This is a genomic window from Vibrio splendidus, assembly GCF_002873455.1.
Classification (GTDB): Bacteria; Pseudomonadota; Gammaproteobacteria; order Enterobacterales; family Vibrionaceae; genus Vibrio; species Vibrio splendidus_J.
Genome location: NZ_MCUN01000008.1, coordinates 17828 through 32962, shown reverse-complemented (window position 1 = coordinate 32962; position 15135 = coordinate 17828). Strand labels below are relative to the sequence as shown.

The window sequence follows — 15135 nt, the reverse complement described above, 5'->3', positions numbered from 1 at the left end:
TGAAACCTTCAACTCTGCACGCAAAATCTAGCCACAAATAAAATAAAGAGTTACATTTTAGACAGTTATACCAATCACAATAAGTAAGTGTTCAGAAATAGCGTTTTAACAAGCTAGGGTGAGCAATTATTTACTACGATTGGTATTGAGTCGTCTCCTAACGGTACTCTTATGTCAGAAACCAAACAGCCAGTGATCATTGAGCATGCTAGCGATACACAACACAAGCATGAGAAAAAGCCTCATATTGCCGACAGCGCAAGCAGAATGCTTCACATCGCACAAAGCTTCGGCCTCGATTCCTTAATCAGTCATAGTGCAAAACCCAACGATAAAGCTGAGAGCACGCTTATCGAACGGGCACTATTACGAGAGAAAAAACGTAGAGAGCTTCGCCAAAAGAACCTAGAACAGATTCTAAAGTTAGCACACTCTTCATGTAAGGATGAAGCGGCTGGAGACCCTGATCAGGACTGGCTATACCGTTTCTTCGATATGGCACAAGAGATCCACAATACATCGATGCAGAGGCTATGGGCTCAAGTACTGAAACGAGAAGTCACCAACCCAGGCTCGACGTCGATGAAGGCGCTGCAGATCTTAAAAGACATGACACCAAAAGAAGCGCTCACCCTGCAAAGAGCCGCGTCACTGGGTTGTAGCTTTGGTAGTGATAACAGCAGAAAACTGTTACTCGGCTTTAAATCCCATGCTGGAATCTTCAGCTTTGGCAAAAGGGACATCACCAACACCATCAACCTTGGTGGACACAATCTGCCCTACTCAAGCCTATTACACCTGATTGAACTGGGTATTATTTTGGGGACTGAGTTAGAGTCTGGTGAGATTGATTTCGACCCAGCCTTGCACCTAATCTATCAAGGTAAGAGCATGTCACTGGCACCTATCTCAAAAGGGGTCAAGCTGGTTTACTACCGATTCAGCCCAACAGGCAATGAGCTGTGCACCTTGCTTGGTAACAAGCCAAACACGCAATATTACGACCAACTGATAGCGCTATTGAGCCAGAAGTTCACGGTTCAGACAGAAGTGAAAAGCAGCGTAAATTACACCGTCTAGACACTCGAAGGTGCAAAAAACAGACGGTGTAAAAGTGAAGTGTATTGAGATGAATAAAGAGAATCTAGAGGTAGGTTTCTTGTCTCGGTAAACCAAGGCTGCAGTACTTATTAGTCGTGAGTAAGCAGTAAGTAAGCAGCTTTAGTCATACCAACGATCTCAATTGGCTAAAATGTTTCGCTTCTCCAACGCATCAATACACAGTTCGACCAATTCATCGAGTGTCTTCTCACCTGCGGGTAAATTAATCTCAGGATTCTGAGGCGCTTCGTAAGCTGAACTAATACCAGTGAAGTTCGGGATCTCTCCAGCACGCGCTTTCTTATACAAACCTTTAGGGTCACGCTGCTCACAAACCTCGAGTGGTGTGTTCACAAACACTTCTAAAAACTCGCCTTCGGGTAATAAGTCTCGCACTAACTGTCTTTCTGCTTGATGTGGGGAAATAAAAGCAGACAACACAATTAAGCCTGCATCTGCCATTAACTTAGCGAGTTCACCGATACGACGGATGTTCTCTCTACGGTCTTGCTCAGAGAAACCAAGATCGCTACATAATCCGTGACGTACATTGTCGCCATCCAATAAGTAAGTATGGTAACCAAGCTGTGCTAAGCGATTTTCTAATGCTCCAGCGACTGTAGACTTCCCAGAACCAGATAATCCAGTGAACCAGAGCACGGCTGGCTTTTGTGATTTCAGATCAGAGCGGAATGTTTTATCAATCGAGTGTTGATGCCACACAACATTCTCATCTTTTGGTTTGAGTACTGCGGTCATAATTAGTCCTTTAAATAAACAGCATTAAAATGGGAAAAAATAAGGAATTAGGGTCAGCACCAAACCCGAATAAACAATCGAGATTGGGATGCCGATGCGCAGATAATCCGTAAGGTGGTAATTACCTACGCTATAAACAAGTAAGTTGGTTTGGTAGCCGTATGGCGAAATAAAACTGGCACTGGCACCAAACAGAACCGCCATAATAAACGGCATTGGATCGACGCCATAGCCCACGGCCATACTGTAGCCAATGGGGAATGAGAGTGCCGCTGCCGCATTGTTGGTCACCAACTCAGTCAGGACCAGCGTCATGAAATAGGTCGCGACTAGCGCTCCAAATACGCCCCAGCCATTAAAGGCCTCCATAAACATCAACCCCATTCGCTCAGACAACCCAGATGAAATCATCAGTTGAGCAATAGAGAGTGCCGAACCAACGATCACGACAATATCGACGGGGAAGCGGCGGCGAAGCTCACCAAGTTGCACTACACCAAATGCCACCAGCAATAATAAAAATCCCGCCAGCCCTTTAATAATAGGGACTACATCAGCGAGCGATAACCCAATCACACTGGCAAAACCGAGCAACACAAACGTCGACTTATCGGCATCAAGCTTGGCGCTTGAGTCTAGGTCGTTCATCAACACAAACTCTTTATTGTGTTGTTGACGTTGTTCTTCAAAACGTTTTCCTGGAACCAAAATCAAGGTATCGCCAGCGGTTAGTGTGATGTTTCCAAGGCCACCTTCAAGGCGCTCATGACCACGACGAATAGCAACCACAACCGCATCGAAGCGATCTCTAAACTGGCTAGTTTTGAGGGTTTTATTACAGAAGCTTGCCGATGAACTGACTACGACCTCAACAAAGCTCTGGCCGTTCAGGTGATGCTGACCAAACAGGGTTAGTCCTTGGATTTCTTGCAGTGTTGCAACACTCTCGACATCACCACAAAACAGCAGTCGATCACGAGCTTGAAGTATGAAGTCAGGGTCTATAGACGCGGTTGTTTTACCGTCTCGAATCACTTCCGCCAAGAACAGTTTTCTCAATGCTCTGAGGTTATTCTCGCTAACGCTGCGGCCAACTAAAGGAGAACCCGGCTCAACTCGCGCCTCGAGAAAGTAAGGTAGATCGTCCTGAGATCCGTCATCGTAGCTTGGTAGGAAGTAACTCAGCGGAATAAGGATCAACACTCCGCCCACCAAAACCGCTAAACCGATCAACGTTGGTGTGAAAAAGTTTAAGCTCGGCAGTCCTGCATCTTCAACAAAACTATTAATGATCAAGTTGGTTGAGGTGCCGATCAATGTCAGGGTTCCACCTAAGATGGCAGCGTATGACAAAGGGATAAGCAGTTTAGATGGCGCATGTTGTTGATTACGTTTGATCGCACCGATCAAAGAAACAACCACCGCGGTATTGTTGGTAAAAGATGAAAGTAACGCTGTGGAAATACCCAACTTCGCAACCACCGTACCGAGCCTACCTTCAGAGATATTACGGCTAACCCAGCTGATTAAGCGAGTTTTCTCCAACGCACTTGAAGCGAGGATCAGAAGAATTAAAGTCAGTAGTGAGGAGTTAGTGAAGTTATTGGCTAGGCTCGACAAATCGATCATGCCAGCCATAAAAGCAATAAACGCCGCGCCAGCAAAGATAAAGCTTGGCTTAATACGGGTAACGAGCAGGCAAGTAATGATGCCGAGCAAAATCGCTAATACAAATCCTTGTTGCCACATATACCCGTCCTTTATGGCGGAAACGATGGGTTTCCGCCTGATTCAATAAGCTGTTACTTAATCGTTTATGACTTAAGTAATTGGCTTAGATCTTTGGCATCCCAATGAGGGAAGTGCTTGCGTACCAATGCGTTGAACTCAAGTTCAAATGCAGAGAAGTTACCGACTTGCTGTTCAACAGAGTCCAAACGGTCTCGAATCAAACCAGCACCCACCGTCACGTTTGTCAGGCGGTCGATAACGATGAAACCACCGGTATCAGCACTCTCACGGTATTTATCCAACGCGACAGTCTCGTTCAATGACCATTCACACAAGCCAATACCATTCAGTGGTAACTCATCAACTGCGTAAGTCGACAAGTTGTTGATGTCATATTGGTGACGAACCGTTTCAACCTGACCGACGGTTTTCTTGCCTGCGATTTTGATGTCGTAAGCTTTACCCGGTTGCAGTGGTTGCTCTGTCATCCACACGATGTCTGCCAATACGTGGTTAGTGGATTCAATTTGCGCGTTTTCCAACACAATCAAATCACCACGGCTGATATCGATTTCATCTTCTAGAGTCAGCGTTACTGCCAAACCCGCTTGCGCTGATTCAAGTTCACCATCAAAGGTCACAATGCTTGCCACCTTAGAGGTTTTACCTGAAGGCAACGCCTTGATTTCATCACCCACGCTGACACGACCAGAAGCCACTGTGCCGGCAAAGCCACGGAAATCTAAGTTAGGACGATTGACGTACTGCACAGGGAAACGGAATTCGCCCGCAGAACGTTTTTGGTCAATGTCGACGTTCTCTAACACTTCTAATAGAGACGGACCTTCGAACCATGCAAGCTCTTTACTTGGCGCAGCAACGTTAATGCCTTCAAGTGCCGAAACTGGCAAAATCTGAATGTTAGTTTCGCCCTCTAGGTTTTCAGCAAACTCTAGGTACTGATCGCGAATCTCCTCAAAACGATCTTGCGAGTACTCGACGAGATCCATTTTGTTGACTGCAACGATGAAATGCTTCAAACCAAGTAGGTTAGAAATAAACGAGTGACGACGTGTTTGATCCAGCACGCCCTTACGAGCATCAATCAAGATCACAGCCAGATCACACGTTGAAGCGCCGGTTGCCATGTTACGCGTGTACTGCTCATGCCCAGGAGTATCAGCAATAATGAATTTACGTTTTTGAGTCGAGAAGTAGCGGTAAGCCACATCAATCGTGATCCCTTGCTCACGCTCAGCCTGCAGGCCATCAACAAGCAGTGCTAAATCGGGCTTCTCACCCGTGGTACCCACTCGTTGGCTATCAGAGTGAACCGCTGCTAGCTGATCTTCATAAATCTGTTTTGTATCATGGAGCAAGCGACCGATTAAGGTGCTTTTACCGTCATCTACCGAGCCACAAGTTAAAAATCTAAGCATAGATTTATGCTGATGCTGACTTAGATAACCTTCAATCCCTAGTTCAGCCAATTCGGCTTCTACTGCACTATTCATTTTTCTTTCCTTAGATTCTTAGAAATAACCTTGGCGCTTTTTCAGCTCCATAGAGCCCGACTGATCATGGTCAATCGCTCGACCTTGACGCTCACTAGACGTCGCCACCAGCATCTCTTCAATAATGCCTGTTAGCGTATTCGCCTTAGATTCAACCGCTCCGGTTAATGGGTAACAGCCTAAAGTACGAAAACGAACGCTTTTCTCTTCAATCACTTCACCTTCTTGCAGCTCCATACGGTCATCATCAACCATGATCAGCATGCCATCACGCTCAACCACAGGGCGTTTGTCTGAAAGGTAAAGTGGAACAATATCGATGCTCTCTAGGTAGATGTATTGCCAGATATCGAGCTCAGTCCAGTTAGATAGCGGGAATACACGAATGCTTTCGCCCTTATTAACCTGACCGTTATAGGTGTGCCAAAGCTCTGGGCGCTGGTTTTTTGGATCCCACGTATGGTTCTTATCGCGGAAAGAATAAACACGTTCTTTCGCACGAGATTTTTCTTCATCGCGACGAGCACCACCAAAAGCCGCATCGAACCCATACTTGTTTAACGCCTGCTTAAGGCCCTGTGTTTTCATGATGTCAGTGTGCTTCGAAGAACCATGTACAAATGGGCTACAACCCATCTCAATACCTTCTGGGTTCTTATGTACTAAAAGGTCGAAGCCGTACTTTTTAGCCGTACGGTCACGAAACTCAATCATCTCGCGGAATTTCCAATCCGTATCTACATGCAATAGTGGGAATGGAATCTTGCCTGGATAAAACGCTTTGCGAGCTAAATGAAGCATCACAGAAGAATCTTTTCCGATGGAGTACATCATCACTGGGTTGTCAAACTCAGCCGCTACTTCACGGATAATATGAATACTTTCCGCTTCGAGCTGTTTTAGGTGGGTTAAACGTTCTTGGTCCATTTCAGTGCTTCCTTTAAGGCTCGCGTTACGAGCAATTCATTACTTGGTCTTGCCAAGCAAGGGATTTAACTCATCCACTTGAGTGAATGGGAGTATTGGCACTAGAAGAAAACAGAAGCTTCGTTTGAGCTATCCTTGCTATTCATCTGCCTGATACGTCCTTGATATAGGCATTATGACGAGCCTCTCATATTACTGGAAATTCTAAAATTTCATTTTTTATTCGAAAAGCTGATAAGGGATTAAATTTATCGATAAGAAGGTGAAATGAATGGACTAATATTATCGATATCAATTGAGCATTGATTGAGCAGCTTTGGGAGGCGCCTTGCAGAACACCATAAAGTAATCGATCTAAGTCACGAATTAACATTCGTTGTAATCATTGTTTCATTGGGTTTTGTTACATTACGCAACGAATTTTCTACTATCCACTTTGGAGCTACAAAATGAAAGTTGCAATGAAACCTTTGTCATTGGCTGTACTTGCGGGTCTTGGTTTGACTTTAGCAGGCTGCACAACAACACCAGATACCGATGAAGTGATTAAATTACGTGTCGTAGAAACGACGGATATCCATACCAACCTAATGGATTACGACTACTACAAAGACAAGCCATCGAAAAAAATTGGCTTAGCACGTACTGCAACTCTAGTAAAAGAAGCTCAAAGCGAAGTAACCAACAGCGTATTAGTTGATAACGGTGACTTGCTGCAAGGTAGCCCAATGGGTGACTACATGGCAGACAAAGGCATCGAAGCGGGCGAAGTTCACCCTGCGTATAAAGCAATGAATCAACTAAGCTACGACGCTGCAAACCTAGGTAACCACGAATTCAACTACGGCCTTGAGTTCCTAGAAGAGTCTATCAACGACGCTGATTTCCCATACATCAGTGCTAACGTTTACGACGCAGAAACCAAAGAACACTACTTCACGCCTTACATCATCAAGACACACACGTTCGAAGATACTGCTGGCGTAAAGCATGAAGTAAAAGTCGGCTACATCGGTTTTGTTCCACCACAAATCATGACGTGGGATAAGAAGAATCTTGAAGGCAAAGTGATCGCCCGTGACATCATTGAGACAGCTAACGAGTTAGTGCCTCAAATGAAAGCGGAAGGCGCTGAAGTTATCGTTGCTATCCCTCACTCAGGCGTATCAACTGACCCGTACAAAAATGGCGAAGAGAACTCTACTTTTTACCTATCTGAAGTAGACGGCATCGATGCGATCGCATTCGGCCACTCTCACGCAGTGTTCCCAGGTAAAGGTTTTGATGACATTCAAGGCATCGACAACGAAACTGGCACAATGAACGGCGTTGCGGCAGTAATGCCAGGTCGTTGGGGTAGCCACGTTGGTGTTATGGATCTAACACTTGCACAAAAAGACGGTAAGTGGGAAGTCGTTAAAGGCCAATCAGAAGCTCGCCCTATCTACGACAAGATCGAGAAAAAATCTCTTGCCGCAGCTGATGAAAGCATCGTAACGGCACTAGAAAAAGACCATGCAGGTACTCGTGAGTTTGTTAACCAACCGATTGGTAAAGCAGACGACGTGATGTACAGCTTCCTGTCTCTAGTACAAGACGATCCAACCGTTCAAATAGTTAACCTTGCACAGAAAGATTACGTTGAGCAGTTCATCCAAGGTGACCCTGACCTAGATGGTACGCCAGTACTTTCTGCTGCTGCACCATTTAAAGCGGGCGGCCGTAAGAATGACCCTGCTAACTTCACTGAGGTTGAATCGGGTCAACTAACCTTCCGTAACGCAGCTGACTTATACCTTTACCCGAACACGCTCGTTGCGATGAAAGTAACAGGTCACGAAGTAAAAGAGTGGCTTGAGTGTTCTGCTGGTCAGTTTAACCAAGTGGATGTTAACTCAACAGCACCACAACAGTTGATCGAGTGGGATAACTTCCGTACTTACAACTTCGATGTTATCGATGGTGTTGATTACCAAATCGACGTAACTCAACCTGCGAAATACGATGCGAACTGTAAAGTGGTTAACCCTGATTCACAGCGTATTGTTGGTCTAACTTACCAAGGTAAGCCAATCGACATGAAGCAAGACTTCCTGATCGCAACCAACAACTACCGTGCATACAGCGCTAAATTCCCAGGCACAGGTGAAGACTTCATCGCATTTGATGCACCAGATGAGAACCGTACTGTTCTTGCAAACTACATCTCTCGCGTAAGCAAAGAGCAAGGTCAAGTGAGCCCAAGCGCGGATAACAATTGGTCATTTGCACCAATCAAAACGGATAACAAGCTAGATATCCGCTTTGAAACATCTCCAAGCGACAAAGCAGCAGAGTTCATCAAAGAGAAGGGTCAATACCCGATGAAACGTGTTGCGACTGACGATGTTGGTTTTGCTGTTTACCAGATTGACCTAACTAAATAGATTGCTCAAGTAATCCATAGTTAACGTCCAGAAAGGCTGAGTTTAACGACTCAGCCTTTTTCTTTTTTATTTAGAAATCGAATCCACCGCTCTACTTTTCTCATCGTAAATTCCCGCATATTCGGCACCTCAACCGTCCACATCAAACCATCAACTAAATTCAACCCACACAAAAATCAGCCATCACCTGTAAGTTTTTCTCTGCTCCTCCTGTCTATTTAATTTACTACACTCAATGAATGGCCAATAAGCCATTCATCTATAGGATAGATAAGGACATTTGATGAGCACCGTCGAGAGTATTCAAGCATGGTTACATTCAGGAGAGGAATCGCTGTTATGGCTGATGCTTGGCATCATCGCGCTTTCTTACCTGCTTGAAGACTTGGCGATTGTTACGGCGGCAGGTTTAGCCACACAAGGCTTAATACTCCCTCAATATGCGCTGCTTGCTATTTTCATCGGTATTGCCACAGGTGATCTCGGTCTCTATTACCTAGGTAAATCAGGACGTTATTTCCGAGGCGTTCGTTACAAAGCCCTCACTAATAAGTACTTTCGTTCGCTTCGTACCAAATTACGTCAGAACGCATTCAGCAGCCTTTTTGTTATCCGCTTTATTCCAGGGCTTCGCACCGTCGGGTTTACCTTGAGTGGCTTTTTCGCCATCCCACTGTCTACTTTCTTGTTTGCTGTCATCAGTGCCACCGCGATCTGGACTGGCATTGTCTTCTCTGCCATCTACTATTTAGGGACATCAGCGTGGCTGCAAGCCTCTGAATATCAATGGATCGTTATCCCGTGTGCCATCGCTTTGCTGTTTATCGGTAATCGATTAATGAATAGAACCTACTCTAGAGGATTATCATGAGTTCACCGCAAGATATTCGCATCATTCCAGCACATCAAATCAATGCAGGCATGCCCTTGCTTGAAAAAGATACCGTGCGCAGTGTCTCTCCTTATGAGTTTCTTCCAACTTGGTTCTTCTACACACCAGTGGTGATTCAAAGCCTGATGCAAGGGTTACGGCACTTTGATTGGGCGCTGCCGCTCATCGCCAACCCGAGCATCAAGTTAAGCGGCATGGTAGGCGAATCAAAACACGAGATACTGAGCCTTGCCGGATCATCGAGTCAGCGTTGGATCTCTCCGTTTATCACCTTAACCAAAACGGATCTTAGCAGTAAGAAACAAGCCGAAGATGCGCACAGCGCACTCATACAGTCGGATCTCGATTTCCCGATTGTGGCTAAACCGGATCTTGGTTGTCGGGGTGTTGGCGTTAAGCTGATCAACACACAAAAGCAACTTGAGCAGTATGTTGAATCTTTCCCAAATAATGCTCGCTTTCTATTGCAAGAAAAGGCGCCTTATCAAGCCGAAGCGGGTGTTTTCTATGTTCGCTACCCAAATAAAAAGCAAGGCGAGATCATCTCGATCACACTCAAATATGCGCCAATGGTGATGGGGGATGGCAAATCGACACTCAAGCAGTTAATTGAAAATAGCCCGCGTGCTGGGCAGCTCAGCCACCTGTATCTGCCAAGGCATCAAGATAAATTAGAGCAAGTGCTCGCAGAAGGTGAAGAGTTCCAACTCGCGTTCGCAGGTAGCCATAGCCGTGGTTGTATCTTCCGAGATGGCAATCAATACATTACTCAGGCTTTAACTGAACGTTTAGATGAGATATTCGATGACTTCGATGGTTTTCATTTTGGCCGACTCGACGTCAAGTTTAAGGATATGCACAGCCTAATGAACGGCGAGGACTTCACTATTCTTGAAGTCAATGGCGCGAGCAGTGAGGCTGGACATATCTGGGATCGCAACACACCGCTGCGAGAGATATTTTCTACGCTACTTCTGCAATACCGCATTCTTTTTGATATTGGCGCTCAACAAAAACAACGAGGCCATAAGACTCCCTCTTTCAAGAGCTTATTCGCTGCGTGGCAAGAAGAGCGACGTCTTGTTCAACAATATCCAACCACCGACTAACTTTGCACGAGGACCATGAATGAACCCCATAGCCCAACCAAGCGCCCTCACTTCTTTCTCTCCAAGTATCACAGGAGCGGTAGAGATATTGAATCAAGGTCTAGAGTTTTTGTTAGCGATATCTGACAGCGATTATCTAACACGAGCAAAGCCGCACGTTACAAGCTCTATTGGTGAACATACTCGTCATACGCTCGATCTTTTTCACGCCTTGATTTTAAAAGAGAATACGACTGTTGATTACAACACTCGTCGTCGTGGTCACCCTGTCGAATACGACCGCTCAATCGCAGTAAAAGAGATCCATTATGTGATCAACTGGCTTGAACGATTAGACCGTCGGGATCTGGAAGCACCTATCATGATCGAAACTGAGGTCTCAATGGACACCCAGGTATTCGCCAGCCTGCCTTCTACGTTAGAACGAGAAGTCACTTTTGCTGCCCTGCATGCCAATCATCATTACGCGATGATCAAGGTGATCACCACTTTCTTAGACATCGAAACCTGCAATACCTTTGGTTATGCCCCAACCACCAGCAGTTATCTGAGGGAGCAATAATCATGTGTTCAGTATCTTGGCTGCTTGAAGAAAACGGTTATCAGGTCTTTTTTAATCGTGATGAACAAAAGACACGAGCACTGGCAATGCCACCTAAACAATATCGAGTCAACGGTGTCGATATCATCATGCCACTCGACCCAACTGGCGGTGGTAGCTGGATAAGCATTAATGAGTTCGGGCTTTCGCTATGCCTCCTCAACAACTATCAAGGCATCGTACCCGATGGCCTTTTAGTCAGCCGTGGTTTGTTACTCAAGAATCTATCATCGAGTCGTAACATCAGCCAGCTCTCTGAAGCTTTTCATAAGCTCGAGCTGCACTCTTTTGCCCCATTTACCTTGCTGGCTTTCGCGCCGAACTTAACTCAACACCATGGTTTGGTTATCGCCTACATGTGGAATGGTATTCAACAACAAATAGTCGAAACCGATTCTCCGCTGTTCTCATCCGGTGTTGATTTAGAGCGAGTGCAAGCCTACCGACAAGCTAAGTATGACCAGCTTATGGAAACCGGTAAGAATCAACAGAACTTACTTAAGTTCCATTCTCACCATCACAGTGAACAGCCTCACTTAGCAACCTGTATGCATCGTGAGGACGCACACACGGTGAGCTTTACGCACTTACACAATCTACATGGACAAGCCTCGATGTTTTATGCACCCGGCTCGCCTTGTGAACCAATTAAGCCATGCCAGATAAATCAACTGCGCTTTACTTTCGATTTATCACCCGCAATCAATCTATAGATGGAGTCCATCATGAGAAAACTATTAACCATGGTCATGCTACTTGTTAGCCCGTACGTATTTGCTGCAGACGAAATCTACACCGGATTCTTTAGCAGCAAGGCGCTCGATGGCTACGACACTGTGGCTTATTTCACTTCAGGTGAACCCGTTGAAGGCAATAAAAAATTCAGCACAGAGTACAAAGGCGCGGACTGGTATTTCTCTTCTGAAAAGAATCTGACTTTATTTGTTAATAATCCTGAAAAATATGCACCTCAATATGGTGGCTATTGCGCTTGGGCTGTTTCAGCAAAAAGTGACTTTGCACCCGGTGACCCGAATCAATGGACAATTGTTGATAACAAGCTTTACCTCAACTATGACCAAGAGATTAAGCAGCGTTGGGAACAAGACCGAGCACAACATATTCAGAAAGCCGACACTGTTTGGCCGCAACTGATCAAATAAGGGAATAACCATGACATTCACTCCAGCTAAACATATCCCTGCGGCATTTATCGCTTTCGTATTCATTCAGTCGCTGTTTTTTAAGTTCACAGGCTCATACGAAACTGAGCATATCTTTGGCACTTTGGCGACATGGTCGGGCTTAAATTGGTTCGGCTCGTTTGGCGGCTACTTGATTGGATTCGCTGAACTCATTGCTGCCATTTTGCTATTCACTCGTTGGCATGGCTTGGGTGCCATCATGAGCATGGGGATTATGAGTGGTGCGATATTCTTCCACTTGTTTACGCCATTAGGTGTCCAAATGCCTGAGTTTAATGCGGCAGGTGAAATTGTCGGTTATGACGGCGGATTATTATTTGGCATGGCATGCCTAGTCTGGTTATGCGGTGCATTTTTAAGTGTTAAAGATTTCAAGAATCAAGACGGTTTCCTACACAACTTTAGTCAATAAGGCAGCTATATTATGATTGATAGTCCTTTTCGTTTACCACGTTACACGCCTTTTGGTTTAGGTGAGTCTGTTGTCGAGTGGGCAACTGGGCTATCTAAGCTAGATAAACTCTATCAAAATAGACCTGATGAGTTATCTAGCTTTGAATTCATGCATCACACCCTGTCAGCATTGAATATCGACTATTCCGTTTCAGCAGGCGCCACTGATAATATCCCTGAAGAAGGACCGGTGGTGATTGTTGCCAACCACCCGCTTGGCGCAATTGAAGGCGTGATCCTAGCTGATCTCGTAGGATCGGTAAGAAAAGATGTGAAGGTGTTGGCGAATGAGTTGCTCAAGCGACTGCCTGAACTGGATGATCTTTTCATCGGAGTCGATGTCTTTAATAGTAAAGAATCGAAACGAACCAATGCCAAAGCCATTAGAGATGCCAATCGTCATTTGGCTGATGGTGGACTATTGATTGTGTTCCCTGCTGGCGAAGTATCAAGCTATCGTAAAGGGGCCAAAACATTGACAGATATAGAATGGAGCAAATCGGTTGCCAAGTTCGTTAAGCGTCATCAGGCAACTACGGTTCCTATCTTCATCAATGGTAAAAACAGCGAGCTTTTCTACCAAGCCGGACGAGTTCATCCACTGCTGAGAACGGCTCTACTTGGGCGTGAACTTCTTAATAAACGAGCGACAACTATCTCTATCTCTATTGGCTCATCGATTCCGTATTCGGAAATCAAGTCGTTTGAAAAAGAGATGGATATAGTGAACTATTTACGACTCAATACTTACCTTATGAGTCAACAAGAGAGCCCGAATACGCCAATCCACGCGCCCTCTTTTGACACCCAAGTGATTGCGCCTATTCCACCAGAAGTGTTGGCAATAGAGGTCGATTCTCTTCCTGAAGAGATGAAGTTACTTGAGCAAGGGGACTTCGAGGTCTACTGTACGCCAAGCCAATCTATTCCTAACTTAATGCGCGAAATTGGTCGAGTTAGAGAAGAAAGCTTTAGAGAGGTCGGTGAAGGCAGCGGGCTTGCCTGTGATTTAGATGAGTATGACCTTTACTACCATCAACTGTTTGTATGGAATAAAACCAAGGCCGAATTAGTGGGCGCATACCGACTTGGTATGGTCGACAAGTTAATAGCAGAACACGGGCTTGATAAGCTCTATTCCCGCAGTCTGTTTAACTACAATCAAGAGTTCATCGATACCCTAGATAACAGTATTGAACTTGGGCGCTCCGTAGTGAGTAAACCTTATCAAAAGAGCCTTAACTCACTGTTGCTATTATGGAAAGGAATCGCAGCCTTTGTGTACCGTCACCCCCAATACACACATCTATTCGGCCCTGTCAGTATCAGTAATGATTACAGCCACAATGCGCGTCTGTTGATAGCAACTACCCTATCCATACACCATTACGATGAACAAAAGGCGAACTTGGTTTCTCCTTCGTCACCGCTCAATACTAGTAATAATGTGTTCTGGCAGAATCACCTGCTATCGTCATTGGCGAGTGTCCCTCTGCTCTCTAAAGTGCTAGCACGTATGGAGCAAGGAAAAGGCCTGCCAGTACTACTCCGCCAATACCTAGGCATGAACGGCAAGTTAGTATGCTTTAACGTAGATCCATCATTTAATGATGCTCTGGATGGTTTGATTGTGGTTAACCTTAATAAAGTACCATTGAAAACCCTAGGTAAATACATGGGCAGAGACCTCGCTCAAGATTATCTAGAGCAACACAGTCGACGCTGATTTAGCCTGCTCTGTACCTATACTCAAATAAGTGCGATGATTTCGACACTTATTTGGGTTAGGTTATTTTCATGCACACCTCTTTTATCGAACAACTACAAAGCTTTGACTTCTCTGAAAGTCAGATCGAATCTCTATTAGCTGTCGCGAAGCCACTTGAGCTGCCAACCCGACACATCCTGATCAATCAAGGTGAGATGGCAAGTTCGATCTACTTTGTACTTGAAGGCTTGTGCCACGCTTGTTATCTCACTAATGACGGCAAGCAATACAGCAAAGAGTTCTACTGGGAACAAGACTGGATCATCGGCTTTGAGAGTTTGATAAAGAACCAAGCCTCTCCTTACCTACTAGAAACGCTCACACCCATCACAATGTTAGAACTGCCAATGAACGCGGTTATCGAGTGGCGAGCATCAAATAACCCTTTGTATTTAAAGCTGTTAGAAACTCAGCTCATGCACAAAGAAAACAAAGAACGCTTTATGTTGCTTTATACCCCAGAGCAGCGCTACCAACTGTTCTGCGAACATTACCCCGACCTTGAGCAGCGTTTGAACGACAATCAAATTGCGGCTTACCTAGGTATCACCGCGATCAGTCTGAGCAGAATTAAAGGTCGAATTAACAATAGTTAATGCCAATAATCATCGCACATAGTACATTCAGTGGATCGATAACCTCTGGATGT

At 45.2% G+C, this 15135-nt stretch carries 14 protein-coding genes; 10 read left to right on the top strand and 4 right to left on the bottom strand.

Going from position 1 to position 15135, the window contains the following annotated elements; all coding sequences use genetic code 11:
- Positions 1-171 precede the first annotated feature (171 nt).
- Complete coding sequence (locus BCU75_RS06525) at positions 172-1080, top strand: TIGR03899 family protein (protein ID WP_102473297.1); 909 nt, start codon at positions 172-174, stop codon at positions 1078-1080.
- 159 nt (positions 1081-1239) lie between these two features.
- On the opposite strand, the gene cysC is transcribed toward BCU75_RS06525, so the two are convergent.
- From cysC to cysD, 4 genes are all read right to left on the bottom strand, one after another.
- Positions 1240-1860, bottom strand: a complete 621-nt coding sequence (gene cysC, locus BCU75_RS06520) for an adenylyl-sulfate kinase (RefSeq protein WP_019825496.1) — start codon at positions 1858-1860, stop codon at positions 1240-1242.
- A gap of 24 nt (positions 1861-1884) precedes the next feature.
- Positions 1885-3609: an SLC13 family permease gene (locus BCU75_RS06515; RefSeq protein WP_017080873.1), complete on the bottom strand. Its 1725-nt coding sequence runs from the start codon at positions 3607-3609 to the stop codon at positions 1885-1887.
- Positions 3610-3674: 65 nt separating this feature from the next.
- Positions 3675-5105 carry a sulfate adenylyltransferase subunit CysN gene (cysN, locus tag BCU75_RS06510; protein ID WP_017083766.1) on the bottom strand — a complete coding sequence of 477 codons (1431 nt, stop codon included), beginning with the start codon at positions 5103-5105 and terminating at the stop codon, positions 3675-3677.
- A gap of 18 nt (positions 5106-5123) precedes the next feature.
- Positions 5124-6068 (bottom strand): sulfate adenylyltransferase subunit CysD, encoded by a 945-nt coding sequence (cysD, locus tag BCU75_RS06505; RefSeq protein WP_277868901.1) that lies wholly within the window; start codon positions 6066-6068, stop codon positions 5124-5126.
- 413 nt (positions 6069-6481) lie between these two features.
- On the opposite strand from cysD, the gene BCU75_RS06500 reads away from it, so the two are divergent.
- The 9 genes from BCU75_RS06500 (at position 6482) to BCU75_RS06460 (ending at position 15082) form a co-directional block, all read left to right on the top strand.
- On the top strand, positions 6482-8458 hold the full coding sequence (locus BCU75_RS06500) for a bifunctional 2',3'-cyclic-nucleotide 2'-phosphodiesterase/3'-nucleotidase (protein WP_102473295.1): 1977 nt from the start codon (positions 6482-6484) through the stop codon (positions 8456-8458).
- A 283-nt stretch (positions 8459-8741) separates the two neighbouring features.
- Positions 8742-9329 (top strand): DedA family protein, encoded by a 588-nt coding sequence (locus BCU75_RS06495; protein WP_102473294.1) that lies wholly within the window; start codon positions 8742-8744, stop codon positions 9327-9329.
- A complete protein-coding gene (locus BCU75_RS06490) occupies positions 9326-10459 on the top strand; it encodes an ATP-grasp domain-containing protein (RefSeq protein WP_102473293.1) in 1134 nt (377 codons plus the stop codon). Before BCU75_RS06495 ends, BCU75_RS06490 begins: the two co-directional genes overlap by 4 nt.
- 19 nt (positions 10460-10478) lie before the next feature.
- Entirely contained in the window at positions 10479-11021 is a 543-nt protein-coding gene (locus BCU75_RS06485) for a hypothetical protein (RefSeq protein ID WP_102473292.1), read from the top strand.
- 2 nt (positions 11022-11023) lie between these two features.
- Positions 11024-11773 (top strand): NRDE family protein, encoded by a 750-nt coding sequence (locus tag BCU75_RS06480; RefSeq protein WP_102473291.1) that lies wholly within the window; start codon positions 11024-11026, stop codon positions 11771-11773.
- A gap of 12 nt (positions 11774-11785) precedes the next feature.
- A complete protein-coding gene (locus BCU75_RS06475) occupies positions 11786-12223 on the top strand; it encodes a YHS domain-containing (seleno)protein (RefSeq protein WP_102473290.1) in 438 nt (145 codons plus the stop codon).
- Between the two features lie 10 nt (positions 12224-12233).
- Complete coding sequence (locus BCU75_RS06470) at positions 12234-12677, top strand: hypothetical protein (protein WP_102464331.1); 444 nt, start codon at positions 12234-12236, stop codon at positions 12675-12677.
- A 12-nt stretch (positions 12678-12689) separates the two neighbouring features.
- Positions 12690-14444 (top strand): lysophospholipid acyltransferase family protein, encoded by a 1755-nt coding sequence (locus BCU75_RS06465; RefSeq protein WP_102473289.1) that lies wholly within the window; start codon positions 12690-12692, stop codon positions 14442-14444.
- Positions 14445-14515: 71 nt separating this feature from the next.
- Positions 14516-15082 carry a Crp/Fnr family transcriptional regulator gene (locus BCU75_RS06460; protein ID WP_004735262.1) on the top strand — a complete coding sequence of 189 codons (567 nt, stop codon included), beginning with the start codon at positions 14516-14518 and terminating at the stop codon, positions 15080-15082.
- Positions 15083-15135 lie beyond the last annotated feature (53 nt).

Excerpts from the sequence above, each read along its gene's own strand:
- BCU75_RS06525 (WP_102473297.1), top strand. The coding sequence starts at position 172 with ATGTCAGAAACCAAACAGCCAGTGATCATTGAGCATGCTAGCGATACA.
- cysC (WP_019825496.1), bottom strand. The coding sequence starts at position 1,860 with ATGACCGCAGTACTCAAACCAAAAGATGAGAATGTTGTGTGGCATCAA.
- BCU75_RS06515 (WP_017080873.1), bottom strand. The coding sequence starts at position 3,609 with ATGTGGCAACAAGGATTTGTATTAGCGATTTTGCTCGGCATCATTACT.
- cysN (WP_017083766.1), bottom strand. The coding sequence starts at position 5,105 with ATGAATAGTGCAGTAGAAGCCGAATTGGCTGAACTAGGGATTGAAGGT.
- BCU75_RS06500 (WP_102473295.1), top strand. The coding sequence starts at position 6,482 with ATGAAAGTTGCAATGAAACCTTTGTCATTGGCTGTACTTGCGGGTCTT.
- BCU75_RS06495 (WP_102473294.1), top strand. The coding sequence starts at position 8,742 with ATGAGCACCGTCGAGAGTATTCAAGCATGGTTACATTCAGGAGAGGAA.
- BCU75_RS06490 (WP_102473293.1), top strand. The coding sequence starts at position 9,326 with ATGAGTTCACCGCAAGATATTCGCATCATTCCAGCACATCAAATCAAT.
- BCU75_RS06485 (WP_102473292.1), top strand. The coding sequence starts at position 10,479 with ATGAACCCCATAGCCCAACCAAGCGCCCTCACTTCTTTCTCTCCAAGT.
- BCU75_RS06480 (WP_102473291.1), top strand. The coding sequence starts at position 11,024 with ATGTGTTCAGTATCTTGGCTGCTTGAAGAAAACGGTTATCAGGTCTTT.
- BCU75_RS06475 (WP_102473290.1), top strand. The coding sequence starts at position 11,786 with ATGAGAAAACTATTAACCATGGTCATGCTACTTGTTAGCCCGTACGTA.
- BCU75_RS06470 (WP_102464331.1), top strand. The coding sequence starts at position 12,234 with ATGACATTCACTCCAGCTAAACATATCCCTGCGGCATTTATCGCTTTC.
- BCU75_RS06465 (WP_102473289.1), top strand. The coding sequence starts at position 12,690 with ATGATTGATAGTCCTTTTCGTTTACCACGTTACACGCCTTTTGGTTTA.
- BCU75_RS06460 (WP_004735262.1), top strand. The coding sequence starts at position 14,516 with ATGCACACCTCTTTTATCGAACAACTACAAAGCTTTGACTTCTCTGAA.